The following is a 26993-nucleotide window of genomic DNA, read 5'->3' as shown; positions in this document are numbered from 1 at the left end:
TACTGCTCCAAACTCGGTGACTCAGACGTCCATGGCGCCGCCGGCGAGGGCGCACAGTCCGATGGAATCCAGGATGCGCACTTCCTTGCCCTCGGCTTCGAGCAGACCGTTCTGCTGGAAGCGGGTAAACACGCGGGATACGGTCTCGACTGCCAGCCCTAGGTAGTTGCCGATCTCGTTGCGCGACATGGGCAGGCGGAACTGATTGGCGGAAAAGCCCCGTGCGCTGAAACGAGCCGACAGGTTGATCAGGAAGGTGGCGATGCGCTCGTCGGCAGTCTTCTTGGACAGCAACAGCATCATTTGCTGATCGTCGCGGATTTCGCGGCTCATGATGCGCATCAGTTGGCGGCGCAGTTGCGGCAGCAGCACGCTCAGCTCGTCGAGACGCTCGAAGGGGATTTCGCAGACCGATGTGGTTTCCAGTGCCTGGGCCGTGACTGGGTAGCTTTCGGTGTCCATGCCGGAAAGGCCAACCAGCTCGCTGGGCAGGTGGAAGCCGGTGATCTGTTCTTCACCGCCATCGGTCACGCTGAATGTTCGAAGCGCACCGGAACGCACGGCGAAGACCGAACTGAAGGTATCGCCCTGGCGGAACAGTGTCTCGCCTTTCTTCAGCGGGCGGCCGCGCTTGACGATATCGTCCAGCGCGTCCATGTCCTGCATGTTCAACGACAGGGGCAGGCAGAGCCCGGAAAGGCTGCAATCCTTGCAATGAGCTTGCCGCTGCGCACGGACCTTGATCGATTCGGACATAGAGGGCTTCCTGGAAACCGGTTTATAGCGCGCAAGGTTAACTCAGTACGAACGCTATGGCCAATTGGCGCAAGGGTCGCAGGTCGGAAGATTGGACGATGGTCTGAGCCGCTAGATGACGCGCGAGAAGCCTTGGTTGCCGTGTTCGGGCAGGTAGTGATCGAAGAGCATGCAGATCGAACGCACCAGCAGGCGTCCGGCCGGCTGAACGATAAGATGGCTCTCGCTGATCTCGATCAGTCCGTCTGCGGCCATCTGTTCCAGCATCGGCCAGGGCTCGGCGAAGTAATGGCGGAATTCGATGGCATGATCGTGTTCGATTCGGGCGAAGCTGAGCTCGAAATCACAGATGAGCGCCTGGATGACATCGCGGCGGATCAGATCGTCCTGATTGCAGCGCAGCCCCCTGGCGGTGGCGAGCTGACCCCGGTCCAGCTGATGCTGGTACTCCGCGATGTCGCTGTGGTTCTGGCAGTACAGGTCGCCGATCTGACTGATGGCCGACATGCCCAGGCCGACCAGATCGCAGTGGCCGTGGGTCGTGTAACCCTGAAAATTGCGTTGCAGGCTGCCGTCTTCCTGAGCCATGGCCAGTTCGTCGTCGGGTAGCGCGAAGTGATCCATGCCGATATATCGATAACCGGCATCGGTGAGCAGGTGGATGCTCTGCTCCAGCATTGCCAGTTTCTCTGCAGGCGCCGGCAGATCACTGGCGTTGATCCGTCGCTGCGGTGCGAACCGCTCGGGCAGGTGAGCGTAGTTGAACAGTGACAAGCGATCGGGTTGCAGATCGATAATGGCCTCAACCGTCTTGGCGAAGCGTGCCGGGGTCTGCAGCGGCAGACCGTAGATCAGGTCGATGTTCAGCGAGCGATACTGCAGTGTACGTGCCGCTTCGATGATGGTGCGGGTCTGCTCCAGTGTCTGCATGCGATTGATGGCGCGCTGAACATCCGGGTCGAGATCCTGCACGCCGATGCTGATGCGATTGAAACCAAGCTCGCGCAACAGGCCGATGGTCGGCCAGTCCGCTTCCCTTGGGTCGACCTCGATACTGAAGTCTCCATGGTCGTCGTCCTGCAGATTGAAATGCTGGCGCAGATGTTTCATCAGGCGGCGCAGCTCGTCATGGCTTAGGAAGGTCGGTGTGCCGCCACCGAAGTGCAGTTGCTCGACCAGCTGGTCCTTGCCCAGGTGGCAGGAGATCAGGTCGATTTCCTTTTCCAGGCGCTCCAGATAAGGCTGCGCCCGGCCGCGGTCCTTGGTGATGATCTTGTTGCAGCCGCAGTAGTAGCAGACGTTGGCGCAGAAGGGCAGATGGACGTACAGAGACAACGGGCGGGACGCCTGGCGGCTGCTGCGCAGGGCGTGGAGTAGATCGAACGAACCGATCTTGTCATTGAACTGGGCCGCGGTCGGGTACGACGTGTAGCGCGGGCCGGCCTGATCGTAACGACGGATCAGGTCGGAATCCCAGCGAATGGAGTCGAGCATGTGGCGTTCCCGGTCATGACGGCGGTCGCTGGATTCTAGGTGCAGGACCTCGCGACGGACTTGACCTGTATCAAAGTTGATCAGACCCTAGTGCGTTGGGTCAGATCGCTCCCGACATGCGGAAGGATCGCCGTGATTCGTGGTCAGATGGTCACCTTCCTCCGTTTCGAACCAGTAGATCCTAAATGTCGCTAGAGGAGAGTTTCATGCACAGTCGTCAGCAGGAAATCGCAGCCGCGCTCCATGTCTGCGCACCTTTCACCGGGCCGGAGTCCGTACAGACGGAAATCGAACGTCGGATACGCTTCATCCAGTCCTGCCTGCGCGAGTCCGGCATGAAGACACTGGTGCTGGGTATCAGCGGCGGAGTCGACTCGACGACTGCTGGCCTCTTGGCGCAGCGGGCCGTCGAGGGGATGCGCGCCGCTGGCGAGGGAGACCACTACCGTTTCATCGCCGTGCGCCTGCCGTATCAGGTCCAGCATGACGAGCATGAAGCTCAGCTGGCGGTGGATACCATCAAGCCCGATGAATGCCACACGGTGAACATCGGCACCGCGGTACTCGGTCTGGCGGCCGCTACCGAAGCACTCGAGCCGCTGAGCCCTGAACAGCGTGATTTCGTGCTGGGTAACACCAAGGCGCGGATGCGCATGGTTGCTCAATACACCATCGCCAATGCCCGTCAGGGGCTGGTGATCGGAACGGACCATGCGGCGGAGGCGGTGATGGGTTTCTTCACCAAGTTCGGTGACGGTGCGTGCGACCTGACGCCGCTGGCCGGTCTGGTCAAGGATCAGGTTCGGCAGATCGCCGCCGCGCTGGGAGCGCCGGAGCAACTGGTGCACAAGGTGCCGACCGCTGACCTCGAAGAGCTGTCACCGGGCAAGCCCGATGAGGCGGCGCACGGCGTCAGCTACCGCAACATCGACGACTTCCTGCAGGGCAAGCCGGTACCGGACGAGGCCGCCCAGATCATCGTCGATACCTATGACAAGACCGCACACAAGCGTCAGCTACCGAAGGAGCCCTGAGTTCCGCGCCCAGACTAGTGCGAATGCTCGCCGTGGACTGCTGCATTGCCGTGCCCCATGAGCCATTGCTGATGAGGACCCGGCAGGGTCCACAGGCCGAACAGGATCACCATCAGGCCACCGGCGATGCGTACGCCGCGTTTGCGCAGCAGTCCCGTCAGGCGCTCGGCGGCCAGGCCCGTGGCAAGCAGAACCGGCCATGTGCCGATGCCGAAGGCCAGCATCAGCAGAGCACTGTCCCACGCATCGCCCTGGCTGGCCGACCAGAGCAGGGTACTGTACACCAGACCACATGGCAGCCAGCCCCAGAGTGCCCCGAGAACGAGCGCGCGGGGCAGGCTGGTTACCGGCATCAGCCGGCTGGCGACGGGCTGGATCTGGCGCCAGAGACCACGCCCTAGCGCTTCCACGCGGGTCAGGCCGCTCCACCAGCCAGCGAGATAAAGCCCCATGCTGATCAACAGCAACGCGGCAACGACACGCAGTGCCGTCGCCGCCGGGCTATTCGCAATCGCCCAGCCTGCCAGACCGATCAGAAAGCCGGCAACGGCATAGCTGGCCACCCGCCCCAGGTTGTAAGCGAGCAGCAGGCGCAGGCGCTTTGCGCGCTGTTCCGGCGGAATGGCCATGGTCAGCGCGCCCATCAGCCCGCCGCACATCCCCAGGCAATGTCCGCCGCCCAGCAGGCCTAGGACCCAGGCGGAAAGCAGAAGCGGAGCCAGTTCAGTCACCTTTGCGCTGCTCCGGCTGCTGTTTGGCATCATCCTGTGCGTCCGCGGGACGCTGAGGCTCTTCGTCATCGAAGAGAATGCTGTGCGCCGGCCCGTCTAGGTCGTCGAACTGACCGCTGTCCACTGCCCAGAAGAACACCCAGATCGCAACGGCCACCAGGACCACGGCAACAGGGATCAGGATATACAGAGCGGCCATCAGGACCTCCAGAGGCCGAAATCAGGGTTTCGGCTGCGATTAATGGCGTGTCGCCTTGCGCATCGGCGCCGGTGGGGCGGTCCGCTTGCGGATCAGCCGCGGCCCGCTGGATCCGGCTGGCGCGTGAGCCGCAGGGCGTTGAGTACCACCAGCAGCGAGCTGATCGACATCCCGAGCGCCGCCCATAGAGGAGTGACCCAGCCCACTGCGGCGAACGGCAGAATCAGGCCATTGTACAGACTTGCCCACGCAAGGTTTTCGATGATGATGCGTCGGCTGCGCCGGGCGATATCGAAGGCCTGCGCGAGACTGCCGAGACGATTGGACAGCAACACGGCGTCGGCGCTTGTCTTCGCCAGATCCGTTGCCGAGCCCATGGCGACGCTGATGTCGGCCGCGGCCAGCACCGGGACATCGTTGACGCCATCGCCGAGCATCAGCACGCGATGCCCTTCGGCCTGCAATGCCTGCAGCCTGGCGAGCTTCGCCGCCGGAGTCATGCCTCCTTCGGCCTGGTCAATGCCCAGGTCGCTGGCGATCTGCGCCACCATCGGCGAGCTGTCTCCGGAAAGCAGCAGTGTCCGCCAGCCGCGTCGGCGGCAGGCTTCCAGCAGAGCCGGGGCGTCGTCGCGTAGCCGGTCGTCGAGTACCAGCCAGGCCAGCGGGCCTTGCTCGTCGCCCAACAGAAGCCACTGGCCGTGTTCGCCAGGAATGGCCGGCGCGGAACCGGCGAAACCTTCGGCCACGAAGCCCGGCTGGCCGATGCGCAGGTTGCGGCCTTGAACGCTGCCCTGCAGGCCGAGGCCTGGTACCGTCTCGACGGATTCGGCAGCCAGCGGCGCGCGGCCGAAGGCGCGGGCGATCGGATGCTCGGAGCGGTTCTCCAGCGCCGCGGCCAGCGCGAGACAGCTATCGGCATCGAGCTCACCGAGCGGGTGCACGGCGCTGAGCGTGAGGCGCCCTTCGGTGAGGGTTCCGGTCTTGTCGAAAACAACGGTGTCGATCTGGTTGAGGCCTTCCAGGACATGTCCGCGGGTCAACAGCAGGCCGAGCTTATGCAGGGTGCCGGTGGCCGCCGTCAGCGCAGTGGGGGTCGCCAGCGAAAGGGCGCAGGGGCAGGTCGCGACCAGCAGCGCGAGGACGATCCAGAAGGCGCGTTGCGGGTCGATCTGCCACCAGACCAAGCCGACGATGCTGGCCACCACCAGCACCACCAGCAGAAACCATTGGGCGACGCGGTCAGCCAGTTCGGCGAGCTTGGGTTTGTCGCCCTGGGCGCGTTCCAGCAGGCGGACAATGGCGGACAGCCGGGTGTCGTCGCCCAGTGCCTGGACCTCCACGGTCAGCGGGCCTTCGACATTGAGGGTGCCGGCGGTAACCGAATCGCCGGCACCGCGTGGAAGAGGCAGGTATTCCCCCGTTAGAACCGACTCGTCGACGCTGGATTGCCCGCTGAGAATCACGCCGTCAGCCGGGATCAATCCACCGGGCTGCACCAGCACCTGGTCGCCGAGCTGCAGTTCGCTGAGCAGGATGCGGTGACTGTGACCGTCGGCATCCAGCTTCAGGCAGGAGGCCGGCAGCAGGTTGACCAGTTGCGCGGTGGCGGCCGCTGTGCGCTCGCGTGCCCTGCGCTCCAGGTATCGCCCGGCCAGCAGAAAGAGGGCGAACATGCCCACCGCATCGAAATAAAGCTCGCCCTGGCCGGTGATGGTCGACCATATGCCGGCGACATAGGCGCCGCCGATGGCCAGCGATACCGACACGTCCATGGTCAGGTGGCGGGTACGCAGATCCCGTAACGCACCCTTGAAGAAATCGGTACAGCAGTAGAAGACGATGGGCGTGGTCAGCAGCAGCGCGGTCCAGCGGAGGGTGACGAAGAAGCTCTCCGACAGGTCCAGGTTGAACTCCGGCCAGGTCGCCATGGTTGCCATCATGACCTGCATCCAGAGCAGGCCGGTGACACCCAGTTGGCGCAACGAGCGCCGGTTCTCGCTCGCCAGGCGTTCGGCCGCCTGGTCGGCCTGATACGGGTGGGCCGCGTAGCCGATGCGGCGCAGTTCGCCCAACAGCTCGCTGAGCGGTAACTGCGCATCGCTCCAGCGCACGTTCAGGCGATGATTGGACAGGTTGAGGTTGGCCTCGGCCACGCCCTTCAGGTTGCGCAGATGGCGTTCGATCAGCCAGCCGCAGGCCGCGCAGCTGATGCCTTCGATCATCAGGGACGTGCTTGCCAGCTCGCCCTGGTGCTGAACGAAAGGTTGCTGTACGTCCTTGCGGTCGTACAACGCCATTTCCTCGCTGAGCTCCTGTGGGAGCGCCTGGGGATTGATCGCCGTGTCGCTGCGGTGCAGGTAGTAGCTTTCCAGGCCGCCCTTGACGATGGCTTCGGCCACCGCCTGACAGCCCGGGCAACACAAGGCCCGCGTCTCACCCAGCACGCGGGCCTGAAAGGGGCTGCCGGGAGGAACCGGCAGCCCGCAGTGGTAGCAGGGGAGGGGCTTTGCCATCAGCAGCTCAAGGCTTCAGTTCGAGCGCGCGGCCGGTTTCAACCGTCTTTTCACCATACAGGCGCCAGTCCTGGTCGCCTTCTCGGCCGAGGAGCTCGATGAAGCGTCGGCCGGTGATCGACTCCTGCATCTGTCCCTGATAGATGCCATCGCCCTGCGGTTGCAGGACCACGCGGCGGTCACGCTCCGGCTGGGTCGGGGAGAGCAGATTCAGCACCAGTTGCTGAGGCCGGCTCGCACCGCTCAGCTGCACCTCGGCCAGACCGCGCTCGTCATTGAGGACGATACGGGCCTGCATCTCCAGACGCTCCGCCAGCTTTTCGCGCTCGAGGGACTGGTTGATTCCTTTGCCGGCATCGTAGTAGTTGTCCGCCACCAGCGTATCGGCGTTGCGGATGGCAATCGTCAGCAACGACACCCCCAACACAACCGAACTCAGCAGAATCGCGATGACAAACCAGGCCCAGAACTGGGTGTACCAACGTGTTTGTTCGTTATCGGAGCGCATGCATTACCTTTCTAGCGGATGCTTGGGCCGATGAAACGGCTGTCGGCATCGTCATTGATCGATTCGTCGTCTACCGAACGGACATGGAAGACGATCTCATTGGTGCTCGAGGGCAGCTTCTCCGGTGCGATGGACAGTTCCACCGGCACGGTCACCAGCTCACCCGCTTCGGCCCGTATCTCGCTGCGGCCCTCATAGACCAGGCCGTCGAGACCCGAGGCCTCGATCACGAAGGTCTGCTCGCGCTGAGCCTTGTTCATGACCTTGAGGGTGTACACGTTCTCGATATTGCCTTGCTCGTTCTCGCGATAGAGCACGCGATCCTTGAGCACGTCCAGCTTGACCAGCGGGCGATCATACACGGCATAGGTGAACAGCCCCATCATCGCCAGCAGCGCGACCGCGTAACCGATCAGCCGCGGACGCAGCAGATGGGTCTTCTGGCCGGACAGGTTGTGTTCGGTGGTGTAGCTGATCAGCCCGCGTGGGTAGTTCATCTTGTCCATGATCGCGTCGCACGCATCGATACAGGCCGCGCAGCCGATACATTCGATCTGCAGACCGTCGCGGATGTCGATACCGGTCGGGCAGACCTGCACGCACATGGTGCAGTCGATGCAATCACCCAGGCCCATGGCCTTGTAATCGGCGTCCTTCTTGCGCGGGCCACGCTTCTCGCCGCGGCGCGGATCGTAGGAAACGATCAGCGTGTCCTTGTCGAACATCACGCTCTGGAAGCGTGCATACGGGCACATGTAGATGCAGACCTGCTCGCGCAGATAGCCGGCGTTGCCGTAGGTGGCGAGCGTGAAGAAAGCCACCCAGAACAAGGCCCAGCCGCCAACCTGCAAGGTGAGTAGGTCAGGTACCAGTTCGCGGATGGGGGTGAAGTACCCGACAAAGGTGACCCCCGTCGCGAAGGAGACGAACAGCCAGATGCTGTGCTTGCCCAGCTTGCGGATGAATTTGCCGCCGCTCATGGGAGCCTTGTCCAGCTTCATGCGCTGGTTGCGATCACCCTCGGTGACCTTTTCGGCCCACATGAAAACCCAGGTGAACACGCTTTGTGGGCAGGTGTAGCCGCACCATACGCGGCCGGCGAACACAGTGATGAAGAACAGGCCGAAGGCGCAGATGATCAGCAGCCACGACAACAGCATGAAGTCCTGAGGCCAGAAGGTAGCCCCGAAGACATGGAATTTGCGCTCCGGAAGATCCCACCAGACAGCCTGTCGGCCGTTCCAGTTGATCCATGCGGTGCCGAAATAAAGGATGAAGAGAACCGCTCCGCCGACGCGGCGGATATTGCGAAACAGGCCGGAGAAGGCTCGGGTGTAGATTTTTTCACGCGCGGCATAGAGGTCAGCGGACGCTCCTGCCTTGGACGGAGGGGTTACATCACGAACGGGGATCTGCTCAGTCATCGAGTGCGTACCACGGCGGAAGGTGGGTGTCCCGGCCGATACGTGCCAACCGGGATCATTTTTCTGTCCAGCTGCGAATGGTACGCCCGGAGCGTTGAGGTCGGGTGTGACAGGTCGTCACTCCCGACCCCGGTCGATCACTGCTCCGGTTGCTGCGACAGGCTGTAGACGTAGGCTGCCAGCAGGTGAACCTTGTCATGGCCAAGGATCGCTTCCTGGGCAGGCATGCGGCCATTGCGACCGTAGCGCAGGGTCTGTTGGATCTGAGCGAAGCTCGAACCATACAGCCAGACGTTGTCGGTCAGGTTCGGCGCGCCCATGGCTGTAACGCCCTTGGCTTCCGGTCCATGGCAGACTACACAGTTGGCCGCGAAGATTTTTTGACCCTGCTCAATGTCGACGCTGATACCCTCTGGGGTATCACGGCCGGACAGGCTGCGAACGTAGCCAGCCACGTTGCGAATGCCTTCTTCGCCGATCACGTCCTTCCACGCCGGCATTGCAGCCTGACGGCCATGCAGGATGGTGGTCTTGATCGTCTCGGGCTCGCCGCCCCACAGCCAATCATCGTCGGTCAGGTTGGGGAAGCCATAGGCGCCCTTGGCGTCGGAGCCGTGGCAGACGGAGCAGTTGGAGGCGAACAGACGGCCACCCATCTTCAGCGCCTGCGGGTCCTTGGCCACTTCCTCTACCGGCATGGCGGCGTATTTGGCGTACAGCGGGCCGTACTGCTCGTCGGCCTTGTCCATCTCGCGCTGCCATTCCTTGACCTGAGTCCAGCCGTCCTCATAGCCCGGCAGCAGGCCTTTCCAGTTGCCCAGGCCGGGGTAGAGCGCCAGGTAGCCGAGTGCGAACACCACGGTGCCGACGAACAGCATGAACCACCAGCGCGGCAGCGGGTTGTCGTACTCCTCGATGCCGTCATAGGAGTGGCCAACGGTTTCTTCGGTGCTGTCAGGGCGTTGGCCCTTGCGAGTTGCCAGTAGCAGCCAGACCAGCGCGGCAATGGTGCCGAGGCTCAGCAGGGTGACGTACCAACTCCAAAACGAGGTCATTTATTTCTTACTCCTGGAAGCTTCTTCATCACGCTTCTTGGCGTCGGTCTCGTCGTCCGCGAAGGGCAGATTGGCGGCTTCGTCGAAGCTTTGCTTGCGTTTGCTGCTGTAGGCCCAGAGCACCACGCCAATAAAGGCGACGAATACCAGAATTGTGCCCAGGCCACGAAGAGTCCCGATTTCCATCATGCGTTACCGTTTGTTGGTGAGTGCGGTGCCGAGTACTTGCAGATAGGCCACCATGGCGTCCATCTCGGTCTTGCCACGAACGGCATCCCGGGCGCCGGCGATGTCTTCGTCGGTGTAGGGCACGCCGAGGGTGCGCAGCGCCGACATCTTCTTGGCGGTGTCCTTGCCATCGAGGGTCTTCTCGACCAGCCACGGGTAGGACGGCATCTTCGACTCGGGCACGACGTTGCGCGGGTTGTACAGGTGCGCACGGTGCCAGTCATCGGAGTAGCGGCCGCCGACACGGGCCAGGTCCGGACCGGTACGCTTGGAGCCCCACAGGAACGGATGGTCGTAGACGCTTTCGCCGGCGACGGAGTAGTGGCCGTAGCGCTCGGTTTCGGCGCGGAACGGGCGCACCATCTGCGAGTGGCAGCCCACGCAACCTTCGCGGATGTACAGGTCACGGCCTTCCAGTTGCAGCGCGGTGTACGGCTTCATGCCCTCGACCGGCTCGTTGACGGCGTCCTGGAAGAACAGCGGGACGATCTGGGTCAGACCACCGATGCTCACCGCCAGGATCATGAACAGGGTCAGCAGACCGATGTTCTTTTCAAGTATTTCGTGGTTCTTCATCTATCCGTTTCCTCAAGCGATCTGCGCGGCAGCGTCGTACTGGGCTGCTTTGGCGACACGCACGGTGCGCCAGGTGTTGTAGGCCATCAGCAGCATGCCGGCGAGGAAGAAGGCGCCGCCGAGCGCACGGACGATGAAGCCCGGGTGGCTGGCTTCCAGCGCTTCGACGAAGGAGTAGGTCAGGGTGCCGTCTTCGTTGATTGCGCGCCACATCAGGCCCTGGGTGATGCCGTTGACCCACATCGAGGCGATGTAGAGCACGGTGCCGATGGTGGCCAGCCAGAAGTGCGCATTGATCAGGCCGATGCTGTGCATCTGCTCGCGACCGAACACTTTCGGGATCAGGTGGTACATCGAACCGATGGTGATCATCGCTACCCAGCCGAGGGCGCCAGCGTGTACGTGGCCGATGGTCCAGTCGGTGTAGTGGGACAGGGCGTTGACGGTCTTGATGGCCATCATCGGACCTTCGAAGGTCGACATGCCGTAGAACGCCAGCGAAACCACCAGGAAGCGCAGGATCGGATCGGTGCGCAGCTTATGCCAGGCGCCGGAGAGGGTCATCATGCCGTTGATCATGCCACCCCAGCTCGGTGCCAGCAGGATGATCGACATCACCATGCCCAGGCTCTGCGCCCAGTCCGGCAGGGCGGTGTAGTGCAGGTGGTGCGGGCCGGCCCAGATATAAAGGGTGATCAGCGCCCAGAAGTGGACGATCGACAGGCGATAGGAATACACCGGACGCTCGGCTTGCTTCGGCACGAAGTAGTACATCATGCCCAGGAAGCCGGTGGTCAGGAAGAAGCCCACGGCGTTGTGGCCGTACCACCACTGCACCATCGCATCGGTCGCGCCCGAATAGATCGAGTAGGACTTGAACCAGCTCACCGGGATTTCCAGGTTGTTGACGATGTGCAGCATCGCCGTCACCAGGATGAAGGCACCGAAGAACCAGTTACCCACATAGATGTGCTTGGCCTTGCGCTTCATGATGGTGCCGAAGAACACGGCAATGTACGACACCCATACCAAGGTGATCAGGATGTCGATCGGCCATTCCAGTTCCGCGTATTCCTTGGAGCTGGTGAAGCCTTGCGGCAGCGTGATGACCGCCAGCACGATCACGGCTTGCCAACCCCAGAAGGTGAAGGCAGCGAGACCATCGGAGAACAGCCGCGTCTGGCAGGTGCGCTGAACCACGTAGTAGGACGTGGCGAACAGTGCGCAACCACCGAAGGCGAAGATCACCGCGTTGGTGTGCAAGGGACGCAGACGACCGAAGCTCGTCCACGGCAGGTCAAAATTGAGCGAGGGCCACACCAGCTGCGCGGCGATGAAAACACCCAGGCCCATCCCAATGATTCCCCACACCACCGTCATGATGGCGAATTGGCGAACCACCTTATAGTTATAAGCAGTCTCACTTATTGCTGTGCTCATGCAAGGCTTCCACGCTAATGGCATTTTCGAAGGCAAAAACGGCGGCAAGTATGGAGAAAGCAGGGGGGCAATGCAAACGACGCCCGGGCTCTCTTTGCTGGCCGAAACCCTGATTTAAAGCGTCTTCCGTGTGCTGTGCAGGGACGATTCGCACCAGGCCGGTGCGCGGGATTTATCGAGTTCGCCTTATGGTTCTAGGCGGGGCGGCGAATCGGAAGCAAAGCTTAAAAGTGCAGCTGCGGAGGGGGAAGGTCTTCGGTCGGCTGAGGATGCGACAGATAGTCGCAGCGCCGTGGAAGTTGCCTTGGAACAAGGCGGGAAGGGCGGTACGAGTGTACCGCCCTTTTACGACTCACTGCTTGGCGACTTGTTCCGGGTTTTTCGACAAGCTGTAAACGTAGGCAGCGAGCAGGTGCACCTTGTCGTTGCCCAGGTACTGCTGCTGAGCCGGCATCTGGCCGTTGCGGCCGTGACGGATGGTCTGCTGCAGTTGGCCCAGGCTCGAACCGTAGATCCAGCCGGAGGCATGCTGCAGGTTCGGCGCGCCCAGCGCGGCCATGCCTTCGCCACCCTGGCCGTGGCAGACGGCGCAGGTCTGCGAATAGACCTCCTTGCCTTTGCCCAGATCGGCATCGGTGCCTTCCGGCAGCGGCAGACCGGCGAGTTCGTTGCGCACGAAGGCGGCGACGTTCTTCACGCCTTCTTCGCCGATGGCCTGGCCCCAGGCCGGCATGGCAGCGATACGGCCGTTCAGAATGCTGGTCTTGATCGAGGTCGCATCACCGCCCCAGCGCCAGTGCTGGTCGGCCAGGTTTGGGAAGCCCAGGGAGCCCTTGGCGTCGGAGCCATGGCAGATGGCGCAGTAGTTGGCGAACAGGCGGGCGCCCATTTTCACAGCCTGCGGGTCCTGTGCCACCTGTTCCACCGACATGGCAGCGTACTTGGCGAAGATCGGGCCGTACTTCTCGTCGGCTTGCGAAACCTCACGCTCCCACTGCTTCTCCTGCGTCCAACCACCTTCGTAACCCGGCAGGACGCCTTTCCAGTTGCCCAGGCCCGGATAGAGCACCAGGTAGAGAATGCCGAACACCAGCGTGCCGATGAACAGCAAGAACCACCAGCGCGGCAGCGGGTTGTCGTATTCCTCGATGCCATCGAAAGAATGTCCCATCGTCTTGTCCGTGGTGCCGGCTGGCTCGCCCTTGCGGGTGGCGAAGATCAGCCAGAACAGAGCGACGATGCTGCCCAGCGTCAGCAGGGCGATGTATCCACTCCAGAAATTGCTCATGTTCTACTCCTGGACAGCCCGAGCAACTCTAGCTGTCCGCGATTGAAGTCCCTGATGGCCGCCCTCGGCGGCGCACCTTTCTTAGATGGAGAGCCGTTTTACCGCTTGTTGGTCAGAGCCGTGCCGAGTACCTGCAGGTAGGCCACCATCGCGTCCATTTCGGTCTTGCCCTTGACGGAGTCACGGGCGCCGGCGATGTCTTCGTCGGTGTAGGGCACGCCGAGGGTGCGCAGCGCCGACATCTTCTTGGCGGTGTCCTTGCCATCGAGGGTCTTCTCGACCAGCCACGGGTAGGACGGCATCTTCGACTCGGGCACGACGTTGCGCGGGTTGTACAGGTGCGCACGGTGCCAGTCATCGGAGTAGCGGCCGCCGACACGGGCCAGGTCCGGACCGGTACGCTTGGAGCCCCACAGGAACGGATGGTCGTAGACGCTTTCGCCGGCGACGGAGTAGTGGCCGTAGCGCTCGGTTTCGGCGCGGAACGGGCGCACCATCTGCGAGTGGCAGCCCACGCAGCCTTCGCGGATGTACAGGTCACGGCCTTCGAGTTGCAGCGCGGTGTAGGGCTTCATGCCCTCGACCGGCTCGTTGACGGCGTCCTGGAAGAACAGCGGGACGATCTGGGTCAGACCGCCGATGCTCACCGCCAGGATCATGAACAGGGTCAGCAGACCAACGTTCTTCTCGAGTTTTTCATGCGATTTCATTTACGTCGGCTCCTCAAGCGATCTGCGCGGCGGCGTCATACTCGGCCGGCTTGGCCGCCTGAACGGTGCGCCAAGTGTTGTAGGCCATCACCAGCATGCCGGCGAAGAAGATCGCACCACCGATCATCCGCACCACGAAACCGGGGTGGCTGGCTTCCAGCGCTTCGACGAAGGAGTAGGTCAGGGTGCCGTCGTCGTTGATCGCACGCCACATCAGGCCCTGAGCGATACCGTTGACCCACATCGAGGCGATGTAGAGCACGGTGCCGATGGTGGCCAGCCAGAAGTGGGTGTTGATCAGGCCGATGCTGTGCATCTGCTCGCGACCGAACACTTTCGGGATCAGGTGGTACAGCGCGCCGATGGACACCATGGCAACCCAGCCGAGGGCGCCGGCGTGTACGTGGCCGATGGTCCAGTCGGTGTAGTGGGACAGGGCATTGACGGTCTTGATCGCCATCATCGGGCCTTCGAAAGTGGACATGCCGTAGAACGCCAGCGAGACCACCAGGAAGCGCAGGATCGGGTCGCTACGCAGTTTGTGCCAGGCGCCCGACAGGGTCATCATGCCGTTGATCATGCCACCCCAGCTCGGTGCGAGCAGGATCAGCGACATCACCATGCCCAGGCTCTGCGCCCAGTCCGGCAGGGCGGTGTAGTGCAGGTGGTGCGGGCCGGCCCAGATGTAGACGGTGATCAGTGCCCAGAAGTGAACGATCGACAGGCGATAGGAGTACACCGGACGCTCGGCCTGCTTCGGCACGAAGTAGTACATGATCCCGAGGAAGCCGGCGGTGAGGAAGAAGCCCACGGCGTTGTGGCCGTACCACCACTGCACCATCGCGTCGGTGGCGCCGGAGTACAGCGAGTACGACTTCATCGCGGTGACCGGAATTTCCAGGTTGTTGACGATGTGCAGGATCGCCACGGTCAGGATGAAGGCACCGAAGAACCAGTTACCGACATAGATATGCTTTACCTTGCGCGTCGCCAGCGTGCCGAAGAAGACGATCGCATAGGCCACCCAGACGATGGTGATCAGGATGTCGATCGGCCACTCCAGTTCCGCGTATTCCTTGGAGCTGGTGAAGCCCAGCGGCAGGGAGATCGCGGCGAGCAGGATGACCAGCTGCCAGCCCCAGAAGGTGAACGCGGCCAGCTTAGGCGCGAACAGGGTGGTTTGGCAGGTGCGCTGAACCGAGTAGTAGGAAGTTGCGAACAGAGCACAGCCGCCGAAGGCGAAGATCACCGCGTTGGTGTGCAATGGGCGAAGACGACCGAAACTGGTCCACGGGAGGTCGAAGTTCAGAAATGGCCAGGCCAATTGTGCTGCGATGAAAACGCCGAGCCCCATCCCGACGATTCCCCACACCACCGTCATGATGGCGAATTGGCGGACCACCTTGTAACTGTAGGCGGTACTGGTTGCTGTGTTCATGTATGGGCTTCCATCCACGGGTAATGAGCAGTTTTTTCTTTCTAATAGAAAGCGGGGCAAGAATGGGGAAAGGGCAATCTGCCGGTATTGACGCGGGTCAATACACACAATGTGACAAAGGGCATCTCGTCGGCTGGAACCATCCTCGGGGCGCGGCGTCGGCCAGCCTGATTCTGGCCCACGGCGCCGGTGCGCCGATGGACAGTCCGTTCATGGAGCAAATGGCTGTGCGCCTTGCCGCGCGCGGGGTTGCGGTGTGCCGCTTCGAGTTCGCCTACATGGCGGCGCGACGCCAGGGAATGGGCAGACGCCCGCCCAGTCCGCAGGCTCAGTTGCTCGCACAATGGCGGGAAGTCCATGCGCTGGTGCGACAGCAGGCCACAGGACCGCTGGCCATCGGCGGCAAGTCCATGGGCGGGAGAATGGCGAGCCTGTTAGCCGATGAGCTGGAGGCCGAGGCACTGGTGTGCCTGGGCTATCCGTTCCATCCCGCGGGGAAGCCGGACAAGCCTCGAGTGGCCCATTTGCAAGGGCTGAGGACCCCGACGTTGATCGTGCAGGGCGAGCGCGATGCACTCGGTGATCGCGAGCGGGTGGCGCAATACCCGTTGTCGCCTGCGATCGCCCTGCATTGGCTCGCTGCGGCGGACCATGATCTGAAGCCGCTGAAGCGCTCGGGGCTGACCCACGAGCAGCATCTGGACGAAGCGGCGGACGTCATCGCCGCGTTTCTGGGCGGGCTTCAAGCCCCTGAGAAGTGGCAGCGAGCACCTTGTGACGCTCGCTGCACTACGCTCAGCGGTTGAAGCGTTCGACCAGCGCGTACTGCCCCTGCGCCGTTGCCGCGAGATCCTCGCTGAGCAGCGCCGAGCTACGGGCGTCGCCGGCGGTCTGGTCGGCGAGGCGGGCGATGGTGCTGACGTTGTGGCTGATCTCGTCGGCGACGGCGCTCTGCTCTTCGGTGGCCGAGGCGATCTGCGTGGTCATGTCGATGATATTGCCCATGGCCTCGTTGATGCCCGTCAGCGCCTGGTCGGCCTGGAGCACCTGCTCGACGCCGCGGCTGGCATGGACCCGACCGGCCTCGGTGGTCTGCACGGCGTGGCGTGCCTGCTGCTGCAGCTTTTCGATGAGCTGGTGGATCTCGCCGGTGGCCGCCCCGGTACGCTGGGCCAGCTGGCGTACCTCGTCGGCAACCACGGCGAAGCCGCGGCCGCTCTCGCCGGCGCGCGCCGCCTCGATGGCGGCGTTGAGTGCCAGCAGGTTGGTCTGATCGGCGATGCTCTTGATCACGTCGACCACGCTACCGATCGCCTCGCTGTCGCTGGCCAACTGATTGACCGCTTCGCCGGTCTTGGCCACCGAGTCGGAGAGTTGCTGGATGGCCTTGCGCGTCTCGGCGGTGACTTCCCGGCCGTGGACGGTGAGGCGGCTGGCTTCGCGGGTGGCGTCGGCTGCCAACGCAACGTTGCTGGCCACCTCCTGCGTGGTTGCGGCCATCTCGTTGATGGCCGTGGCCACCTGCTCGGTTTCCTGATGCTGCTGCACCAGGCCGTTGGCACAGTTCTGAGCCAGCGTGTCGGCCTCCTTGGCCTGACCCTGCAGCTGCACGGCGGTGTCCTGCAGGCGTGTGAGGCAGGTCTTCAGGTGGGCCTGCTGGCTGAGCATGGCCATTTCCAGCTGCGCTTCGACGCCGCGGCTATCGGTGTACATGCGCGCGATCAGCGGATCACTGGTGCTCTGCTGCGCCAGCTGCATCAGCCGGCGCAGGCCACGCTGCTGCCAGTGCAGGCCGGCAAGGCCGAGCGGAATCGACAGCAGGGCCGCAGCCATGAAGCCCACGGCATGGTCGAAGAATGCACCGAGCAGAAAGCCGATCTGGCCCACCAGAATGAACGGCAGCCACTTCATCAGTACGGGTAGCCAGACGTCGCTGCGCGGTACGCCGCTCTTGCCCGCATTCAGTCGTGCGTAGAGTGCTTCGGCGCGCTGGATCTGCTCGCGCGTCGGCTTGGTCCGCACCGATTCGTACCCGGTGACCTGCCGCTGCTGATCGAGAATCGGCGTGACGTAGGCATTGACCCAATAATGGTCACCGTTCTTGCGACGATTCTTGACCACGCCCATCCACGGCTTGCCTTGCTTGAGCGTTGTCCACATATGCTCGAACACCGCGGGAGGCACGTCCGGATGGCGCACCAGGTTGTGCGGCGCGCGGATCAGCTCGTCGCGAGCGAAGCCACTGACTTCGGCGAAGATGTCGTTGCAGTAGGTGATCTGCCCTTTCAGGTCGGTGGTCGAGATGAGGCGCTGCTGGTCGGGGAAGGCATATTCACGCTGGGATACGGGCTGGTTGTTACGCATCGACTTTTCACGCCTGGCATTGAATGTTCGGAGGAGCGCGCCTGACCTTTGATGTTCTTCTGGGTCCGGGCTGACCTATGGGTCGGCCATGGCATGGCGTTCTTGAGACGGCAAAGCTGATTCGAGGATCAACTTTGGTCGAAAGGCGACTGACGGCAGATTCGGCTTAATGGTTCTGCAATCTTTTTGCGAGAGGGTTAATGCGTGTCCGGACGTTCCGGTCGGCGGGGCGGTGGCGAAGTCAGGGACCGGACAGCGTGCATGGATGTTCAGGCGGCTGGAGATTAGACGCCAGTGGACGGCGAAACGCCGGTGCGAACGGATTCGCACCGGCGTTTTTTCTGCCTGATCAGCTCCCGATCAGCTGGCGCAATACGTAGTGCAGGATGCCGCCGGCCTTGAAGTACTGGACCTCATTCAGCGTGTCGATGCGGCTCAGCACTTGGAACGAATCGCGCGAGCCGTCCTGCCGTTCCACGTCGACGGTGAGCAGCTGGCGTGGCCTGATGTCCGCGCCGAGCCCTCGGATCGACAACTTCTCCGTGCCGTTCAGACTCAGCGACTGACGCGTCTGCTCGCCGACGAACTGCAGCGCCAGCACGCCCATGCCGATGAGGTTGGACCGGTGGATGCGCTCGAAGCTTTCGGCGATGACCGCCTTCACGCCCAGCAGGTTGGTGCCCTTGGCGGCCCAGTCACGGCTGGAGCCGGTGCCATACTCCTTGCCGGCAATCACCACCAGCGGCACGTCTTCGGCCTGATAGCGCATGGCGGCGTCGTAGATCGACAGCTTTTCACCACTCGGCTGGTAGAGCGTGTTGCCGCCTTCCTCGCCGCCGAGCATCTCGTTCTTGATGCGGATGTTGGCGAAGGTGCCGCGCATCATCACTTCGTGGTTGCCGCGGCGCGAGCCGTAGGAGTTGAAGTCTTCCGGCGCCACCCCCAGCGACTGCAGGTACAGGCCGGCCGGCGAGCTCGCCTTGATGTTGCCGGCGGGCGAGATGTGGTCGGTGGTGATGGAGTCGCCGAACACCGCCAGAACCCGGGCATTCTCGACGTCCGCCGGCGGCGCTGGTGGCTGGCCGATATCTTCGAAGTAGGGCGGGTTCTGCACGTAGCTGGAGCTGGCATTCCACTGATAAGTGTCGCCGGCGCTGACCGGAATCTTCTGCCAGTGCTCGTCACCGCTGAATACGTCGGCATAGCGGCTGCGGAACATCTCGCCGTCGATACGCGCCACGGCTTCGGCGATTTCGGCGCTGCTCGGCCAGATATCCTTCAGGTACACCGGCTGATTCTGGTCGTCGTAGCCCAGTGGCTCGCGATCCATGTTGATGCGCGTGGTGCCGGCCAGGGCGAAGGCGACCACCAGCGGTGGCGAGGCCAGCCAGTTGGCCTTGACCAGCGGGTGCACGCGGCCCTCGAAGTTGCGGTTGCCGGACAGCACCGACGATACGATCAGGTCGTTGTCGGTAATCGCCTGGCCGATGGCATCCGGCAACGGTCCGGAGTTGCCGATACAGGTGGTGCAGCCATAGCCCACCAGGTTGAAGCCGAGCTGGTCCAGATAGCGCGTCAGCCCGGCCCGCTCGAGGTAGTCGGTGACCACCTTGGAGCCCGGCGCCAGTGAGGACTTGACCCAGGGCTGACGCTTGAGCCCGCGCTCAACCGCCTTCTTGGCGACCAGGCCGGCGGCCATCAGTACATTGGGGTTCGAGGTATTGGTGCAGGAGGTGATTGCCGCGATGACCACCGCGCCGTGCTTGAGGTGGAAGTTCTCGCCCTTGACCTCCACCGAGGTGTCGGCCTGCTGCTTGCGTCCGCCGGTTTCCAGTAGCAGGTCGAAGTTGGCGCCGATATCGCCGAGCGTGACCCGGTCCTGCGGGCGCTTGGGCCCGGCGACGGACGGCTGCACCTGGGCCAGGTCCAGCTCCAGGGTAGCGGTGAACACCGGGTCCGGCGAATCGCTGTCACGCCACATGCCCTGAGCCTTGCTGTAGGCCTCGACCAGGGCAATGCGCTCCTCGTTGCGGCCGGTCAGGCGCAGGTAGTCGATGGTGATCTGGTCGACCGGGAAGAAGCCGCAAGTAGCGCCGTACTCGGGCGCCATGTTGCCGATGGTGGCACGGTCGGCCAGCGGCAGGTGATCCAGCCCCGGGCCGTAGAACTCGACGAATTTGCCGACCACGCCGTGCTTGCGCAGCATCTGCGTCACGGTCAGCACCAGGTCGGTGGCGGTGACGCCCTCGTTGAGCTTGCCGCTGAGGCGGAAACCGATCACCTCAGGAATCAGCATCGACACCGGTTGGCCGAGCATCGCCGCTTCGGCCTCGATGCCGCCGACACCCCAGCCGAGCACGCCGAGGCCATTGATCATGGTGGTGTGCGAATCGGTGCCGACCAGGGTGTCCGGGTAGGCGACGGTTTCGCCGTTCTCTTCGCGGGTCCAGACAACCTGGCCGAGGTATTCCAGGTTGACCTGGTGGCAGATGCCGGTACCCGGCGGCACCACGCTGAAGTTGTCGAAGGCCTGCTGGCCCCAGCGCAGGAACTCGTAGCGTTCGCCGTTGCGCTGCATCTCGATCTCGACGTTCTGCTCGAAAGCCTGGTCGCTGCCGAAGCGGTCGACCATCACCGAGTGGTCGATCACCAGGTCCACCGGCGACAGCGGGTTGATCTTCTGCGGATCACCGCCGGCCCTGGCCACGGCATCGCGCATGGCCGCGAGGTCGACTACTGCCGGGACGCCGGTGAAGTCCTGCATCAGCACCCGGGCGGGGCGGTACTGGATTTCCTGGTCCGAGCTGCGGGTTTGCAGCCAGCTCACCAGCGATCTGAGATCGTCACTGCGTACGGTCACGTCGTCTTCCCAGCGCAGCAGGTTCTCCAGCAGCACCTTGAGGGAGGTGGGCAGTCGGCTGATGTCGCCCAGCTGGGCGGCTGCGTCGGGAAGGCTGTAGTAGTGGTAGGTCTTGCCGGCAACCTCGAGGCTGCGGCGACATTTCAGGCTATCCAGGGAAGGCATTCCTCATCTCCTTGTGCCCACACGGTGAGGGCTGGCTGATGAACGAGCTTTGAAACTAGCCCTTGGGCAGGTGTTTCGCTACTGCACTGGACCGGGCGATGCGGGCGAGGGTTCCCGCGGTCGGCTATGATGCGCGGCTTTGGCGCAGACCCGACCGCTCACAGGAGCCGAACATGAATACATTGTTGCTGCATTGCCGCCCCGGGTTCGAAGGCGAGGTCTGTGCCGAAATCAGTGAGCACGCCGCCATCCTCGAAGTCGCCGGCTATGCCAAGGCGCGGCCTGACAGCGCCTGTGCCGAGTTCATCTGCAGCGAGCCCGGCGGCGCCGAAAGGCTGATGCGCCGGCTGCGCTTCGCCGATCTGATTTTTCCGCGGCAATGGGCACGTGGCGACTACCTGCAGCTTCCGGAAACCGATCGCATCAGCGTGTTGCTGGCGCACCTGGCGGACTACCCGGTGTGCGGCAGCCTGTGGCTGGAGGTGCTGGATACCAACGATGGCAAGGAGCTTTCCAACTTCTGCCGCAAGTTCGAGGCGCCGCTGCGCAAGGCACTGGTCAAGGCCGGGCGCCTCGACGAGCAGGGCAAGGGGCCGCGCCTTCTGCTCACGTTCAAGAGCGGTCGCGAAGTATTCGTCGGCATCGCCGAGGCGAACAACAGCGCGCTGTGGCCGATGGGCATCCCGCGCCTGAAGTTTCCGCGCCAGGCACCCAGCCGCTCGACGCTCAAGCTGGAGGAGGCCTGGCACCATTTCATCCCGCGTGAGCAGTGGGATACGCGGCTGGCGGCGGGCATGACCGGCGTCGATCTCGGCGCGGCGCCGGGCGGCTGGACCTGGCAGCTGGTCAACCGGCATATCAAGGTCAGCGCGGTGGACAACGGGCCGATGAACGCCGACCTGATGGATTCCGGGCTGGTGGAACATTTTCGCGCCGACGGCTTTACCTTCCGCCCGAAAAGGCCGGTGGACTGGATGGTCTGCGACATCGTCGAGAAGCCGGCGCGCAATGCTGCGCTGCTGGAAACCTGGATCGGCGAGGGCCTGTGCCGCGAGGCGGTGGTGAACCTCAAGTTGCCGATGAAGCAGCGCTACGCCGAGGTCAAGCGCCTGCTCGAACGTATTGCCGACGGGCTGGCCGAACGTGGCGTCAAGGCCAGTATTGGCTGCAAGCAGCTGTATCACGACCGGGAAGAGGTGACCTGTCACCTGCGCCGCCTCTGATCGTTGATCGGCAGCGGATGACCTGTTCTCCCGCTTGCGCCACAATGCACGCCTGTTTTCCGGAGCCCCCTGATGAGCCAATCAGCTGAAATGACTGTCGACGCCGTTCTCGACGCCACCGGCCTGAACTGTCCCGAGCCGGTGATGATGCTGCACAACAAGGTGCGCGACCTGGCTGGCGGGGCCATGCTCAAGGTCATCGCTACCGATCCCTCGACCCAACGCGACATTCCCAAGTTCTGCGTGTTCCTCGGCCATGATCTGGTCGAACAGCAGGCCGAGGCCGGTACCTATCTGTACTGGATTCGCAAGAAACTCGACTGACCGCGCCTTCCCGCAGGGCCGACGCTCGGCGCCGTTGCGTGTCAGAGATCGGGCGCGGCGGCTCGCGTATTCTGCCGCCGCCACATGCGGGTCAGCCAGCGCCAGGCGATCCAGCCGCCGCCGATCAGGTAGATCAGCCCCCCCGGCACCCACATGATCAGCCCGGCCAGCTGCTGATCTTCCACTGAGCGGCCTTCACCGTAGAACGACACGCTACCGAAGGTGAGCAGGGCGCCCAGCAGACCGGTGTGCATCAGCGTCAGCAGCACCGCCATCAGTGCCTGTGGAACCTGCTTCGGGTTCGCGCGCAGCACCGACCACCAGAACAGCCAGCCGGTGAACAGGAAGCATGCATGCTCGAAGGCATGCCACCAGAGGTTGTCCAGCGCCAGCACATAGAGCTTCGGTGTGTGCCAGATCCAGATCACCGCGCCATGCAGCAGCGCCAGCAGCGTGGGGTAGCGCCCGGCACGCAGGATGCCGGTCCATAGCGGCTGGGCGAGGCGGCCGGTGACCCCGCGCCATTGCGGCAGCGGTCGCGCCAGCGCCCACAGCGGGGCGATCACGATGATGAACAGCATGTGTTGAGTCATGTGCCAGGCTGTGCTGGTTTCCGCCCAGTCGTCGATGGGGCCGAACACCGAGAACACCACCAGCAGCATTGCCGCGTGAAAGCAGAGGGCTTCACGGCGCCGCGGCGCTACCTTGCGACCACCGAGCAGGTACAGCAGCCAGGCCGCTGCCACCAGCAAAGCGGTCAGCAGCAGCGGCGCGCGGTCGAGCACATGGGCGTCGAACAGGCCGTGGGCGAAAGCAGGCGTCGATACACTCAGGGCTGCCGGCAGCGCCAGCAGTCCCGGTGGTATCCGCCGTTTGGCTCGGGAGATCACAGGCATGGCGGTATCTGCAACAGCGGAATGCCGACGAACAGCGTGGCCAGGGCCGCGATGAAGTGAATCCCCGCAGCGATCTTGGTGACGAACTGCTGCCGTTCGTTCTGTTCCTCCGGTGCCCGCGACAGACGCCAGAAATAGCGCGCCATCCACAGCAGCAACGCAAGGGTCAGCAGGGTCAGGGCACCCAGGCTGCCGTTCAGCCAGTTCCATACGCCCTGGGCCGGGTCGGGCGGGCTGAGCTTGCAGATCACCGCCTGGCCGCCATACATGGCGACGAACCACAGGCTCCAGATGATCAGGCCGATCGGAATCTGGATCGGATGGTAGGGCGACGTCCGCGCATACCTCATCACGCACCTCCCCAGGTGGCCGGAAACAGCACGATGGCCGCATAGCTGACCCAGAGCACACCCAGGTTGTAGTACCAGAGCTGCTCGACCACGACGGGCTCGTATGGCGCCTTGTCGCCCACGTAACCGAGGGCTACGCGCCACGCCTGCAGACCGGTGAGCACCGCTGCCAGTGTGCAATGGATCAGGCTGTACGCGAGCATCACGAACACCACGGCATCATGTGCGGTTTCGGTAGGTGCCAGCCCCGCGCTCAGCATCAGCCACAGCAGCATCACCGACTGCGCCAGTGCCAGCAGCCCCAGCCACGCCAGCTGCGCCATCAGCCCGTGGTGCGTGCCGGCCCGCAGGCGCTTGATCAGACGGTGCAGCCAGAGCGTGCCCGCACTCAGCAGCACGGCGCTGGCGAACATCAGCCAGCCGTTGAGCTGGCTCTCCGGCACCCGCCATTGCGGCGAAACGGTCCAGAGGTAGAACCAGCCGAACAGCAGCGACAGATACAGCGCGCCGTTGGCCAACAGCGTTACGCCCATGCCCCACAGGCCCGGCCCGTCGAAGGTGCGTGAATGCAGCGGCGGCTCACCGGGCTGGGTATGGGCATCCGGCGCGGCGGCGGGGTGGGCACCGTTCTCCCACGACCAGCGCAGCAGTACTACCACTGTCGCCACGGTCGCGCCGAGGGCGACCCAGTAGAACTTGTTCAGCAGGCTGAGGCAGAGCACGGCGAGGAACACGGACGCAATGAACGGCAGCCAGCTGTTGCCCGGTAGGTGAATGATCTCGCGCACCTTGCCGGTCAGCGGGTCGCTGCCCCAGGTCTCCCGGCGGCCATGATCGATGACCGTCAGCGCGTGCTCGCCTCGGGCTACGCTGTCTGGCAGGTCCGGGTCCTTCCATAGCGGGTGGCGATCGGTTACGTCTGGCAGGCTGACGAAGTTGTAGGCGCTCGGTGGCAGGCAGGTGGCCCACTCCAGCGTATCGGCCTGCCAGGGGTTCTTCGGCGCCGGCTTGCCGAAACGGAAGTGCAGCACGATGTCCAGCAGGATGGTCGCGACGCCCACCGCCATGATGAAGCTGCCGATGGAGGACACCAGGTTGGGCATGTCCCAGCCCAGTCCCGTGTCATAGGTGTAGACCCGCCGCGGCATACCGATCAGCCCTGTCCAGTGCATGATCAGGAAGGTCACGTTGAAGCCGATGAAGAACAGCCAGAAGCCCCAACGGCCGAGCTTGGCCGAGGGCATGCGGCCAGAGAAGTGTGGCAGCCAGTAATATAGCCCGGCCATCAGCGGGAAAACCATGCCGCCCACCAGCACGTAGTGCATGTGAGCAACCACGAAGTGGGTGTCGTGCACCTGCCAGTCGAACGGCACCAGTGCCAGCATCACGCCGGTCAGCCCGCCAGCGACGAAGACGATGAGAAAGCCCACCAGCCAGAGCATTGGCACCTTGTATACCGGCTTGCCGAGCCAGAGCGTCGCCAGCCAGGCAAAGATTTGCACACCCGTGGGGATCGCCACCAGCATGCTCGCCGCCGAGAAGAACGCTGTGGCCAGCTGCGGAATGCCGACCGTGAACATGTGGTGCACCCACAGCCCGAAACTGATGAAGCCGGTGGTCAGCACGCCCAGCACCACCCAGCGGTAGCCCACCAGCGGACGCTGGCAGAACACCGGGATTAGCGTCGAGACGATTCCCGCGCCCGGCAGGAAGATGATGTACACCTCGGGGTGGCCGAACAGCCAGAACAGGTGCTGCCAGAGCACCGGGTCGCCGCCCCGGGCGACATCGAAGAATGGCATGCCGGCCGCGCGCTCCAGCTCCAGCAGAATGGAGCCGAGGATCAATGGCGGGAAGCCGACCACGATCATCATGGCCATCACCAGGATGTACCAGGCGTACAGCGGCATCTTGTGCAGCGCCATGCCGTTGGTACGGGTGCGCAGGATCGACACCACCAGCTCGACCCCCGCCGACACCGCGGAAATCTCCACGAAGGTGATGCCGAGCAGCCAGAAATCCGAGTTCACCCCCGGCGTATGCGCTGAACTGGACAGCGGCGTGTACATGAACCAGCCGGCCTTCGGCGCGATGTCGAGGAAGATGCTCGACAGCAGGATCAGCCCGCCGAACAGGTAGCAGTAATAGCCCAGCGCGGACAGTCGCGGGAATACCAGGTCGCGGGCGCCGATCATCTTCGGGATCAGGTAGACCGCCAGCCCTTCCATCATCGGCACGGCGAAGAGGAACATCATCACCGTGCCATGCATGGTGAAGACCTGGTTGTAGACGTCCGGCTCCATCAGCTCGTAGCCGGGCAGGGCGAGCTGCGTGCGGATCAGCATCGCCAGCAGGCCGCCGACGAGGAAGAAGAAGGCGCCGGTCACCAGGAAGCGAAGGCCGATGCTGGTGTGGTTGACGATGGTCAGCGCGCGCCAGCCGCGCGGGTTGCCCCACACCTCGTTGAACTGGTCGTGCAGCTGGTCAGGGTCGGTGGCGGGGGCGCCAGTGTTACGGGTCGGGGTCATGGAGCGAGCGTCTCCAGCCAGTCGGCAAGCTCGCCGAGGGTTTCTTCGGGAATGTCGTCGTGGCGGGGCATGGCAATACCGTGCTTGATGCTCTGATGATCGCTGAGCCAGCGGCGCAGGCCTTCGGCGTCGTTGGCAATCACTCCGGCACCCAGCGTCGGGCGGGTCGCCAGGTCGCTCAGATCCGGGGCGCGATTGCCGTCACTGACACCGGCGACGCGGTGGCACTGCCCGCAGCGCTCGTCGAACACCTGGCCGGCGGCGCCGCCCGGCGGCTGGTGCTCACGCCCGGTGCGGGCCTCGATCCAGGTAGCAAACGCATCGGCTTCGAGAGCTTCGACATGCAGGATCATGTGCGCGTGCTGGCTGCCGCAGAATTCCGAACACTGCCCGCGGAAGACGCCAGTCTGGGAGGCCTGCAGACGCAAGGTGTTGGTCCGCCCGGGCACCATGTCCAGTTTGCCGCCCAGTCGCGGTACCCAGAACGAATGGATGACGTCGGCACTGGTAACCTCGACGTCGACCGGGCGATCTATCGGCAGGATGAACTGATTGGCGGTCACCACGCCGCTTTCCGGGTAACGCACCTCCCACCACCATTGATGTCCGATCACCTGGACACGCAGCGGCTGTTCGCCTTCCACCGGCAGCGGCAGCATGCTGCGTCCGGTAGGGATGCCGAAGGCCAGCAGCGCGACGATGCTGACCGTGGGCAGGACGAGGCCGCCACCGATGATCCAGCGCCGGTTGATGCGCTTGGCCTCTTCGGCGCTGTGGGTGCGCGGCTGACGCAGCATGGCGTAGATCCACAGCGCGCTGACCACCACCAGCACCACCACGGAGAAGCCGAACATCGCCCACCAGACATTGGCCACATCGCGCGCCATGG

24 protein-coding genes are annotated in these 26993 nt (G+C 63.6%); 4 read left to right on the top strand and 20 right to left on the bottom strand.

Annotated elements, in window-relative coordinates:
• Nucleotides 1-21: 21 nt before the first annotated feature.
• Nucleotides 22-756 (bottom strand): fumarate/nitrate reduction transcriptional regulator Fnr, encoded by a 735-nt coding sequence (gene fnr / locus ACVRRC_RS17070; RefSeq protein WP_011912980.1) that lies wholly within the window; start codon nucleotides 754-756, stop codon nucleotides 22-24.
• A gap of 111 nt (nucleotides 757-867) precedes the next feature.
• Nucleotides 868-2250, bottom strand: coding sequence for an oxygen-independent coproporphyrinogen III oxidase (gene hemN / locus ACVRRC_RS17065; RefSeq protein ID WP_472997273.1), 1383 nt, complete (start codon nucleotides 2248-2250; stop codon nucleotides 868-870).
• Nucleotides 2251-2456: 206 nt separating this feature from the next.
• On the opposite strand from hemN, the gene nadE reads away from it, so the two are divergent.
• Nucleotides 2457-3284 (top strand): ammonia-dependent NAD(+) synthetase, encoded by an 828-nt coding sequence (nadE, locus tag ACVRRC_RS17060; RefSeq protein ID WP_013982567.1) that lies wholly within the window; start codon nucleotides 2457-2459, stop codon nucleotides 3282-3284.
• A 14-nt stretch (nucleotides 3285-3298) separates the two neighbouring features.
• On the opposite strand, the gene ACVRRC_RS17055 is transcribed toward nadE, so the two are convergent.
• From ACVRRC_RS17055 to ccoN (ACVRRC_RS17000), 12 genes are all read right to left on the bottom strand, one after another.
• The gene (locus ACVRRC_RS17055) at nucleotides 3299-4015 is read right to left on the bottom strand and encodes a sulfite exporter TauE/SafE family protein (RefSeq protein WP_061373496.1); all 717 of its coding nucleotides are present in this window, start codon (nucleotides 4013-4015) and stop codon (nucleotides 3299-3301) included.
• The gene (gene ccoS, locus ACVRRC_RS17050; protein ID WP_011912984.1) at nucleotides 4008-4214 is read right to left on the bottom strand and encodes a cbb3-type cytochrome oxidase assembly protein CcoS; all 207 of its coding nucleotides are present in this window, start codon (nucleotides 4212-4214) and stop codon (nucleotides 4008-4010) included. Before ccoS ends, ACVRRC_RS17055 begins: the two co-directional genes overlap by 8 nt.
• 92 nt (nucleotides 4215-4306) lie before the next feature.
• Nucleotides 4307-6727 (bottom strand): heavy metal translocating P-type ATPase, encoded by a 2421-nt coding sequence (locus tag ACVRRC_RS17045; protein ID WP_079328604.1) that lies wholly within the window; start codon nucleotides 6725-6727, stop codon nucleotides 4307-4309.
• Nucleotides 6728-6734: 7 nt separating this feature from the next.
• Complete coding sequence (locus ACVRRC_RS17040; RefSeq protein ID WP_017245337.1) at nucleotides 6735-7235, bottom strand: FixH family protein; 501 nt, start codon at nucleotides 7233-7235, stop codon at nucleotides 6735-6737.
• Nucleotides 7236-7246: 11 nt separating this feature from the next.
• Nucleotides 7247-8659, bottom strand: coding sequence for a cytochrome c oxidase accessory protein CcoG (gene ccoG, locus ACVRRC_RS17035; RefSeq protein WP_011912987.1), 1413 nt, complete (start codon nucleotides 8657-8659; stop codon nucleotides 7247-7249).
• 137 nt (nucleotides 8660-8796) lie between these two features.
• A complete protein-coding gene (ccoP, locus tag ACVRRC_RS17030; protein WP_011912988.1) occupies nucleotides 8797-9714 on the bottom strand; it encodes a cytochrome-c oxidase, cbb3-type subunit III in 918 nt (305 codons plus the stop codon).
• Nucleotides 9715-9900 carry a CcoQ/FixQ family Cbb3-type cytochrome c oxidase assembly chaperone gene (locus tag ACVRRC_RS17025; RefSeq protein WP_003294837.1) on the bottom strand — a complete coding sequence of 62 codons (186 nt, stop codon included), beginning with the start codon at nucleotides 9898-9900 and terminating at the stop codon, nucleotides 9715-9717.
• Between the two features lie 6 nt (nucleotides 9901-9906).
• Nucleotides 9907-10518, bottom strand: a complete 612-nt coding sequence (gene ccoO / locus ACVRRC_RS17020) for a cytochrome-c oxidase, cbb3-type subunit II (protein ID WP_011912990.1) — start codon at nucleotides 10516-10518, stop codon at nucleotides 9907-9909.
• 12 nt (nucleotides 10519-10530) lie between these two features.
• Nucleotides 10531-11958, bottom strand: coding sequence for a cytochrome-c oxidase, cbb3-type subunit I (gene ccoN, locus ACVRRC_RS17015; protein WP_011912991.1), 1428 nt, complete (start codon nucleotides 11956-11958; stop codon nucleotides 10531-10533).
• 352 nt (nucleotides 11959-12310) lie between these two features.
• The gene (ccoP, locus tag ACVRRC_RS17010; protein WP_472997272.1) at nucleotides 12311-13246 is read right to left on the bottom strand and encodes a cytochrome-c oxidase, cbb3-type subunit III; all 936 of its coding nucleotides are present in this window, start codon (nucleotides 13244-13246) and stop codon (nucleotides 12311-12313) included.
• A gap of 98 nt (nucleotides 13247-13344) precedes the next feature.
• On the bottom strand, nucleotides 13345-13956 hold the full coding sequence (ccoO, locus tag ACVRRC_RS17005) for a cytochrome-c oxidase, cbb3-type subunit II (RefSeq protein ID WP_011912993.1): 612 nt from the start codon (nucleotides 13954-13956) through the stop codon (nucleotides 13345-13347).
• A gap of 13 nt (nucleotides 13957-13969) precedes the next feature.
• Nucleotides 13970-15394, bottom strand: coding sequence for a cytochrome-c oxidase, cbb3-type subunit I (gene ccoN / locus ACVRRC_RS17000; RefSeq protein WP_011912994.1), 1425 nt, complete (start codon nucleotides 15392-15394; stop codon nucleotides 13970-13972).
• 62 nt (nucleotides 15395-15456) lie between these two features.
• On the opposite strand from ccoN (ACVRRC_RS17000), the gene ACVRRC_RS16995 reads away from it, so the two are divergent.
• Nucleotides 15457-16200, top strand: coding sequence for an alpha/beta family hydrolase (locus ACVRRC_RS16995; RefSeq protein WP_472997307.1), 744 nt, complete (start codon nucleotides 15457-15459; stop codon nucleotides 16198-16200).
• Here the strand turns inward: ACVRRC_RS16995 and ACVRRC_RS16990 are convergent.
• Nucleotides 16190-17758: a methyl-accepting chemotaxis protein gene (locus tag ACVRRC_RS16990; RefSeq protein ID WP_045632207.1), complete on the bottom strand. Its 1569-nt coding sequence runs from the start codon at nucleotides 17756-17758 to the stop codon at nucleotides 16190-16192. The two genes, ACVRRC_RS16995 and ACVRRC_RS16990, sit on opposite strands and share 11 nt — an antisense overlap.
• A gap of 349 nt (nucleotides 17759-18107) precedes the next feature.
• Complete coding sequence (acnA, locus tag ACVRRC_RS16985; RefSeq protein ID WP_170800045.1) at nucleotides 18108-20783, bottom strand: aconitate hydratase AcnA; 2676 nt, start codon at nucleotides 20781-20783, stop codon at nucleotides 18108-18110.
• A gap of 173 nt (nucleotides 20784-20956) precedes the next feature.
• Between acnA and rlmM the strand changes: the two genes are divergently transcribed.
• Nucleotides 20957-22006, top strand: coding sequence for a 23S rRNA (cytidine(2498)-2'-O)-methyltransferase RlmM (rlmM, locus tag ACVRRC_RS16980; RefSeq protein ID WP_084903143.1), 1050 nt, complete (start codon nucleotides 20957-20959; stop codon nucleotides 22004-22006).
• A 72-nt stretch (nucleotides 22007-22078) separates the two neighbouring features.
• A complete protein-coding gene (gene tusA, locus ACVRRC_RS16975; protein ID WP_011912999.1) occupies nucleotides 22079-22330 on the top strand; it encodes a sulfurtransferase TusA in 252 nt (83 codons plus the stop codon).
• A 41-nt stretch (nucleotides 22331-22371) separates the two neighbouring features.
• Here tusA and ACVRRC_RS16970 read toward each other — a convergent pair whose 3' ends face one another.
• Genes ACVRRC_RS16970 through coxB form a run of 4 tightly spaced genes read right to left on the bottom strand, consistent with a single transcriptional unit; the run spans nucleotide 22372 to nucleotide 26991 of the window.
• A complete protein-coding gene (locus ACVRRC_RS16970; RefSeq protein WP_045158179.1) occupies nucleotides 22372-23226 on the bottom strand; it encodes a cytochrome c oxidase assembly protein in 855 nt (284 codons plus the stop codon).
• The gene (locus ACVRRC_RS16965; RefSeq protein WP_013982581.1) at nucleotides 23217-23576 is read right to left on the bottom strand and encodes a hypothetical protein; all 360 of its coding nucleotides are present in this window, start codon (nucleotides 23574-23576) and stop codon (nucleotides 23217-23219) included. Before ACVRRC_RS16965 ends, ACVRRC_RS16970 begins: the two co-directional genes overlap by 10 nt.
• Nucleotides 23576-26104, bottom strand: coding sequence for a cytochrome c oxidase subunit I (gene ctaD, locus ACVRRC_RS16960; RefSeq protein WP_019407626.1), 2529 nt, complete (start codon nucleotides 26102-26104; stop codon nucleotides 23576-23578). Before ctaD ends, ACVRRC_RS16965 begins: the two co-directional genes overlap by 1 nt.
• Nucleotides 26101-26991 (bottom strand): cytochrome c oxidase subunit II, encoded by an 891-nt coding sequence (coxB, locus tag ACVRRC_RS16955; RefSeq protein WP_045632211.1) that lies wholly within the window; start codon nucleotides 26989-26991, stop codon nucleotides 26101-26103. Before coxB ends, ctaD begins: the two co-directional genes overlap by 4 nt.
• Between the last annotated feature and the right edge of the window lie 2 nt (nucleotides 26992-26993).

Source organism: Stutzerimonas sp. LR2 (assembly GCF_055755175.1).
The sequence above is the reverse complement of the archived record's forward strand: the minus strand, read 5'-3'. Positions and strand labels throughout refer to the sequence as shown.

Excerpts from the sequence above, each read along its gene's own strand:
- ccoP (WP_472997272.1), bottom strand. The coding sequence starts at position 13,246 with ATGAGCAATTTCTGGAGTGGATACATCGCCCTGCTGACGCTGGGCAGC.
- ccoS (WP_011912984.1), bottom strand. The coding sequence starts at position 4,214 with ATGGCCGCTCTGTATATCCTGATCCCTGTTGCCGTGGTCCTGGTGGCC.
- nadE (WP_013982567.1), top strand. The coding sequence starts at position 2,457 with ATGCACAGTCGTCAGCAGGAAATCGCAGCCGCGCTCCATGTCTGCGCA.
- fnr (WP_011912980.1), bottom strand. The coding sequence starts at position 756 with ATGTCCGAATCGATCAAGGTCCGTGCGCAGCGGCAAGCTCATTGCAAG.
- ACVRRC_RS16970 (WP_045158179.1), bottom strand. The coding sequence starts at position 23,226 with ATGCCTGTGATCTCCCGAGCCAAACGGCGGATACCACCGGGACTGCTG.
- acnA (WP_170800045.1), bottom strand. The coding sequence starts at position 20,783 with ATGCCTTCCCTGGATAGCCTGAAATGTCGCCGCAGCCTCGAGGTTGCC.
- tusA (WP_011912999.1), top strand. The coding sequence starts at position 22,079 with ATGAGCCAATCAGCTGAAATGACTGTCGACGCCGTTCTCGACGCCACC.
- ccoG (WP_011912987.1), bottom strand. The coding sequence starts at position 8,659 with ATGACTGAGCAGATCCCCGTTCGTGATGTAACCCCTCCGTCCAAGGCA.
- hemN (WP_472997273.1), bottom strand. The coding sequence starts at position 2,250 with ATGCTCGACTCCATTCGCTGGGATTCCGACCTGATCCGTCGTTACGAT.
- ccoN (WP_011912994.1), bottom strand. The coding sequence starts at position 15,394 with ATGAACACAGCAACCAGTACCGCCTACAGTTACAAGGTGGTCCGCCAA.
- ccoP (WP_011912988.1), bottom strand. The coding sequence starts at position 9,714 with ATGACCTCGTTTTGGAGTTGGTACGTCACCCTGCTGAGCCTCGGCACC.
- ACVRRC_RS16990 (WP_045632207.1), bottom strand. The coding sequence starts at position 17,758 with ATGCGTAACAACCAGCCCGTATCCCAGCGTGAATATGCCTTCCCCGAC.
- ccoO (WP_011912993.1), bottom strand. The coding sequence starts at position 13,956 with ATGAAATCGCATGAAAAACTCGAGAAGAACGTTGGTCTGCTGACCCTG.
- ACVRRC_RS17025 (WP_003294837.1), bottom strand. The coding sequence starts at position 9,900 with ATGGAAATCGGGACTCTTCGTGGCCTGGGCACAATTCTGGTATTCGTC.
- rlmM (WP_084903143.1), top strand. The coding sequence starts at position 20,957 with ATGAATACATTGTTGCTGCATTGCCGCCCCGGGTTCGAAGGCGAGGTC.
- ACVRRC_RS16995 (WP_472997307.1), top strand. The coding sequence starts at position 15,457 with ATGGGGAAAGGGCAATCTGCCGGTATTGACGCGGGTCAATACACACAA.
- ACVRRC_RS16965 (WP_013982581.1), bottom strand. The coding sequence starts at position 23,576 with ATGAGGTATGCGCGGACGTCGCCCTACCATCCGATCCAGATTCCGATC.
- ACVRRC_RS17045 (WP_079328604.1), bottom strand. The coding sequence starts at position 6,727 with ATGGCAAAGCCCCTCCCCTGCTACCACTGCGGGCTGCCGGTTCCTCCC.
- coxB (WP_045632211.1), bottom strand. The coding sequence starts at position 26,991 with ATGGCGCGCGATGTGGCCAATGTCTGGTGGGCGATGTTCGGCTTCTCC.
- ccoO (WP_011912990.1), bottom strand. The coding sequence starts at position 10,518 with ATGAAGAACCACGAAATACTTGAAAAGAACATCGGTCTGCTGACCCTG.
- ACVRRC_RS17040 (WP_017245337.1), bottom strand. The coding sequence starts at position 7,235 with ATGCGCTCCGATAACGAACAAACACGTTGGTACACCCAGTTCTGGGCC.
- ctaD (WP_019407626.1), bottom strand. The coding sequence starts at position 26,104 with ATGACCCCGACCCGTAACACTGGCGCCCCCGCCACCGACCCTGACCAG.
- ccoN (WP_011912991.1), bottom strand. The coding sequence starts at position 11,958 with ATGAGCACAGCAATAAGTGAGACTGCTTATAACTATAAGGTGGTTCGC.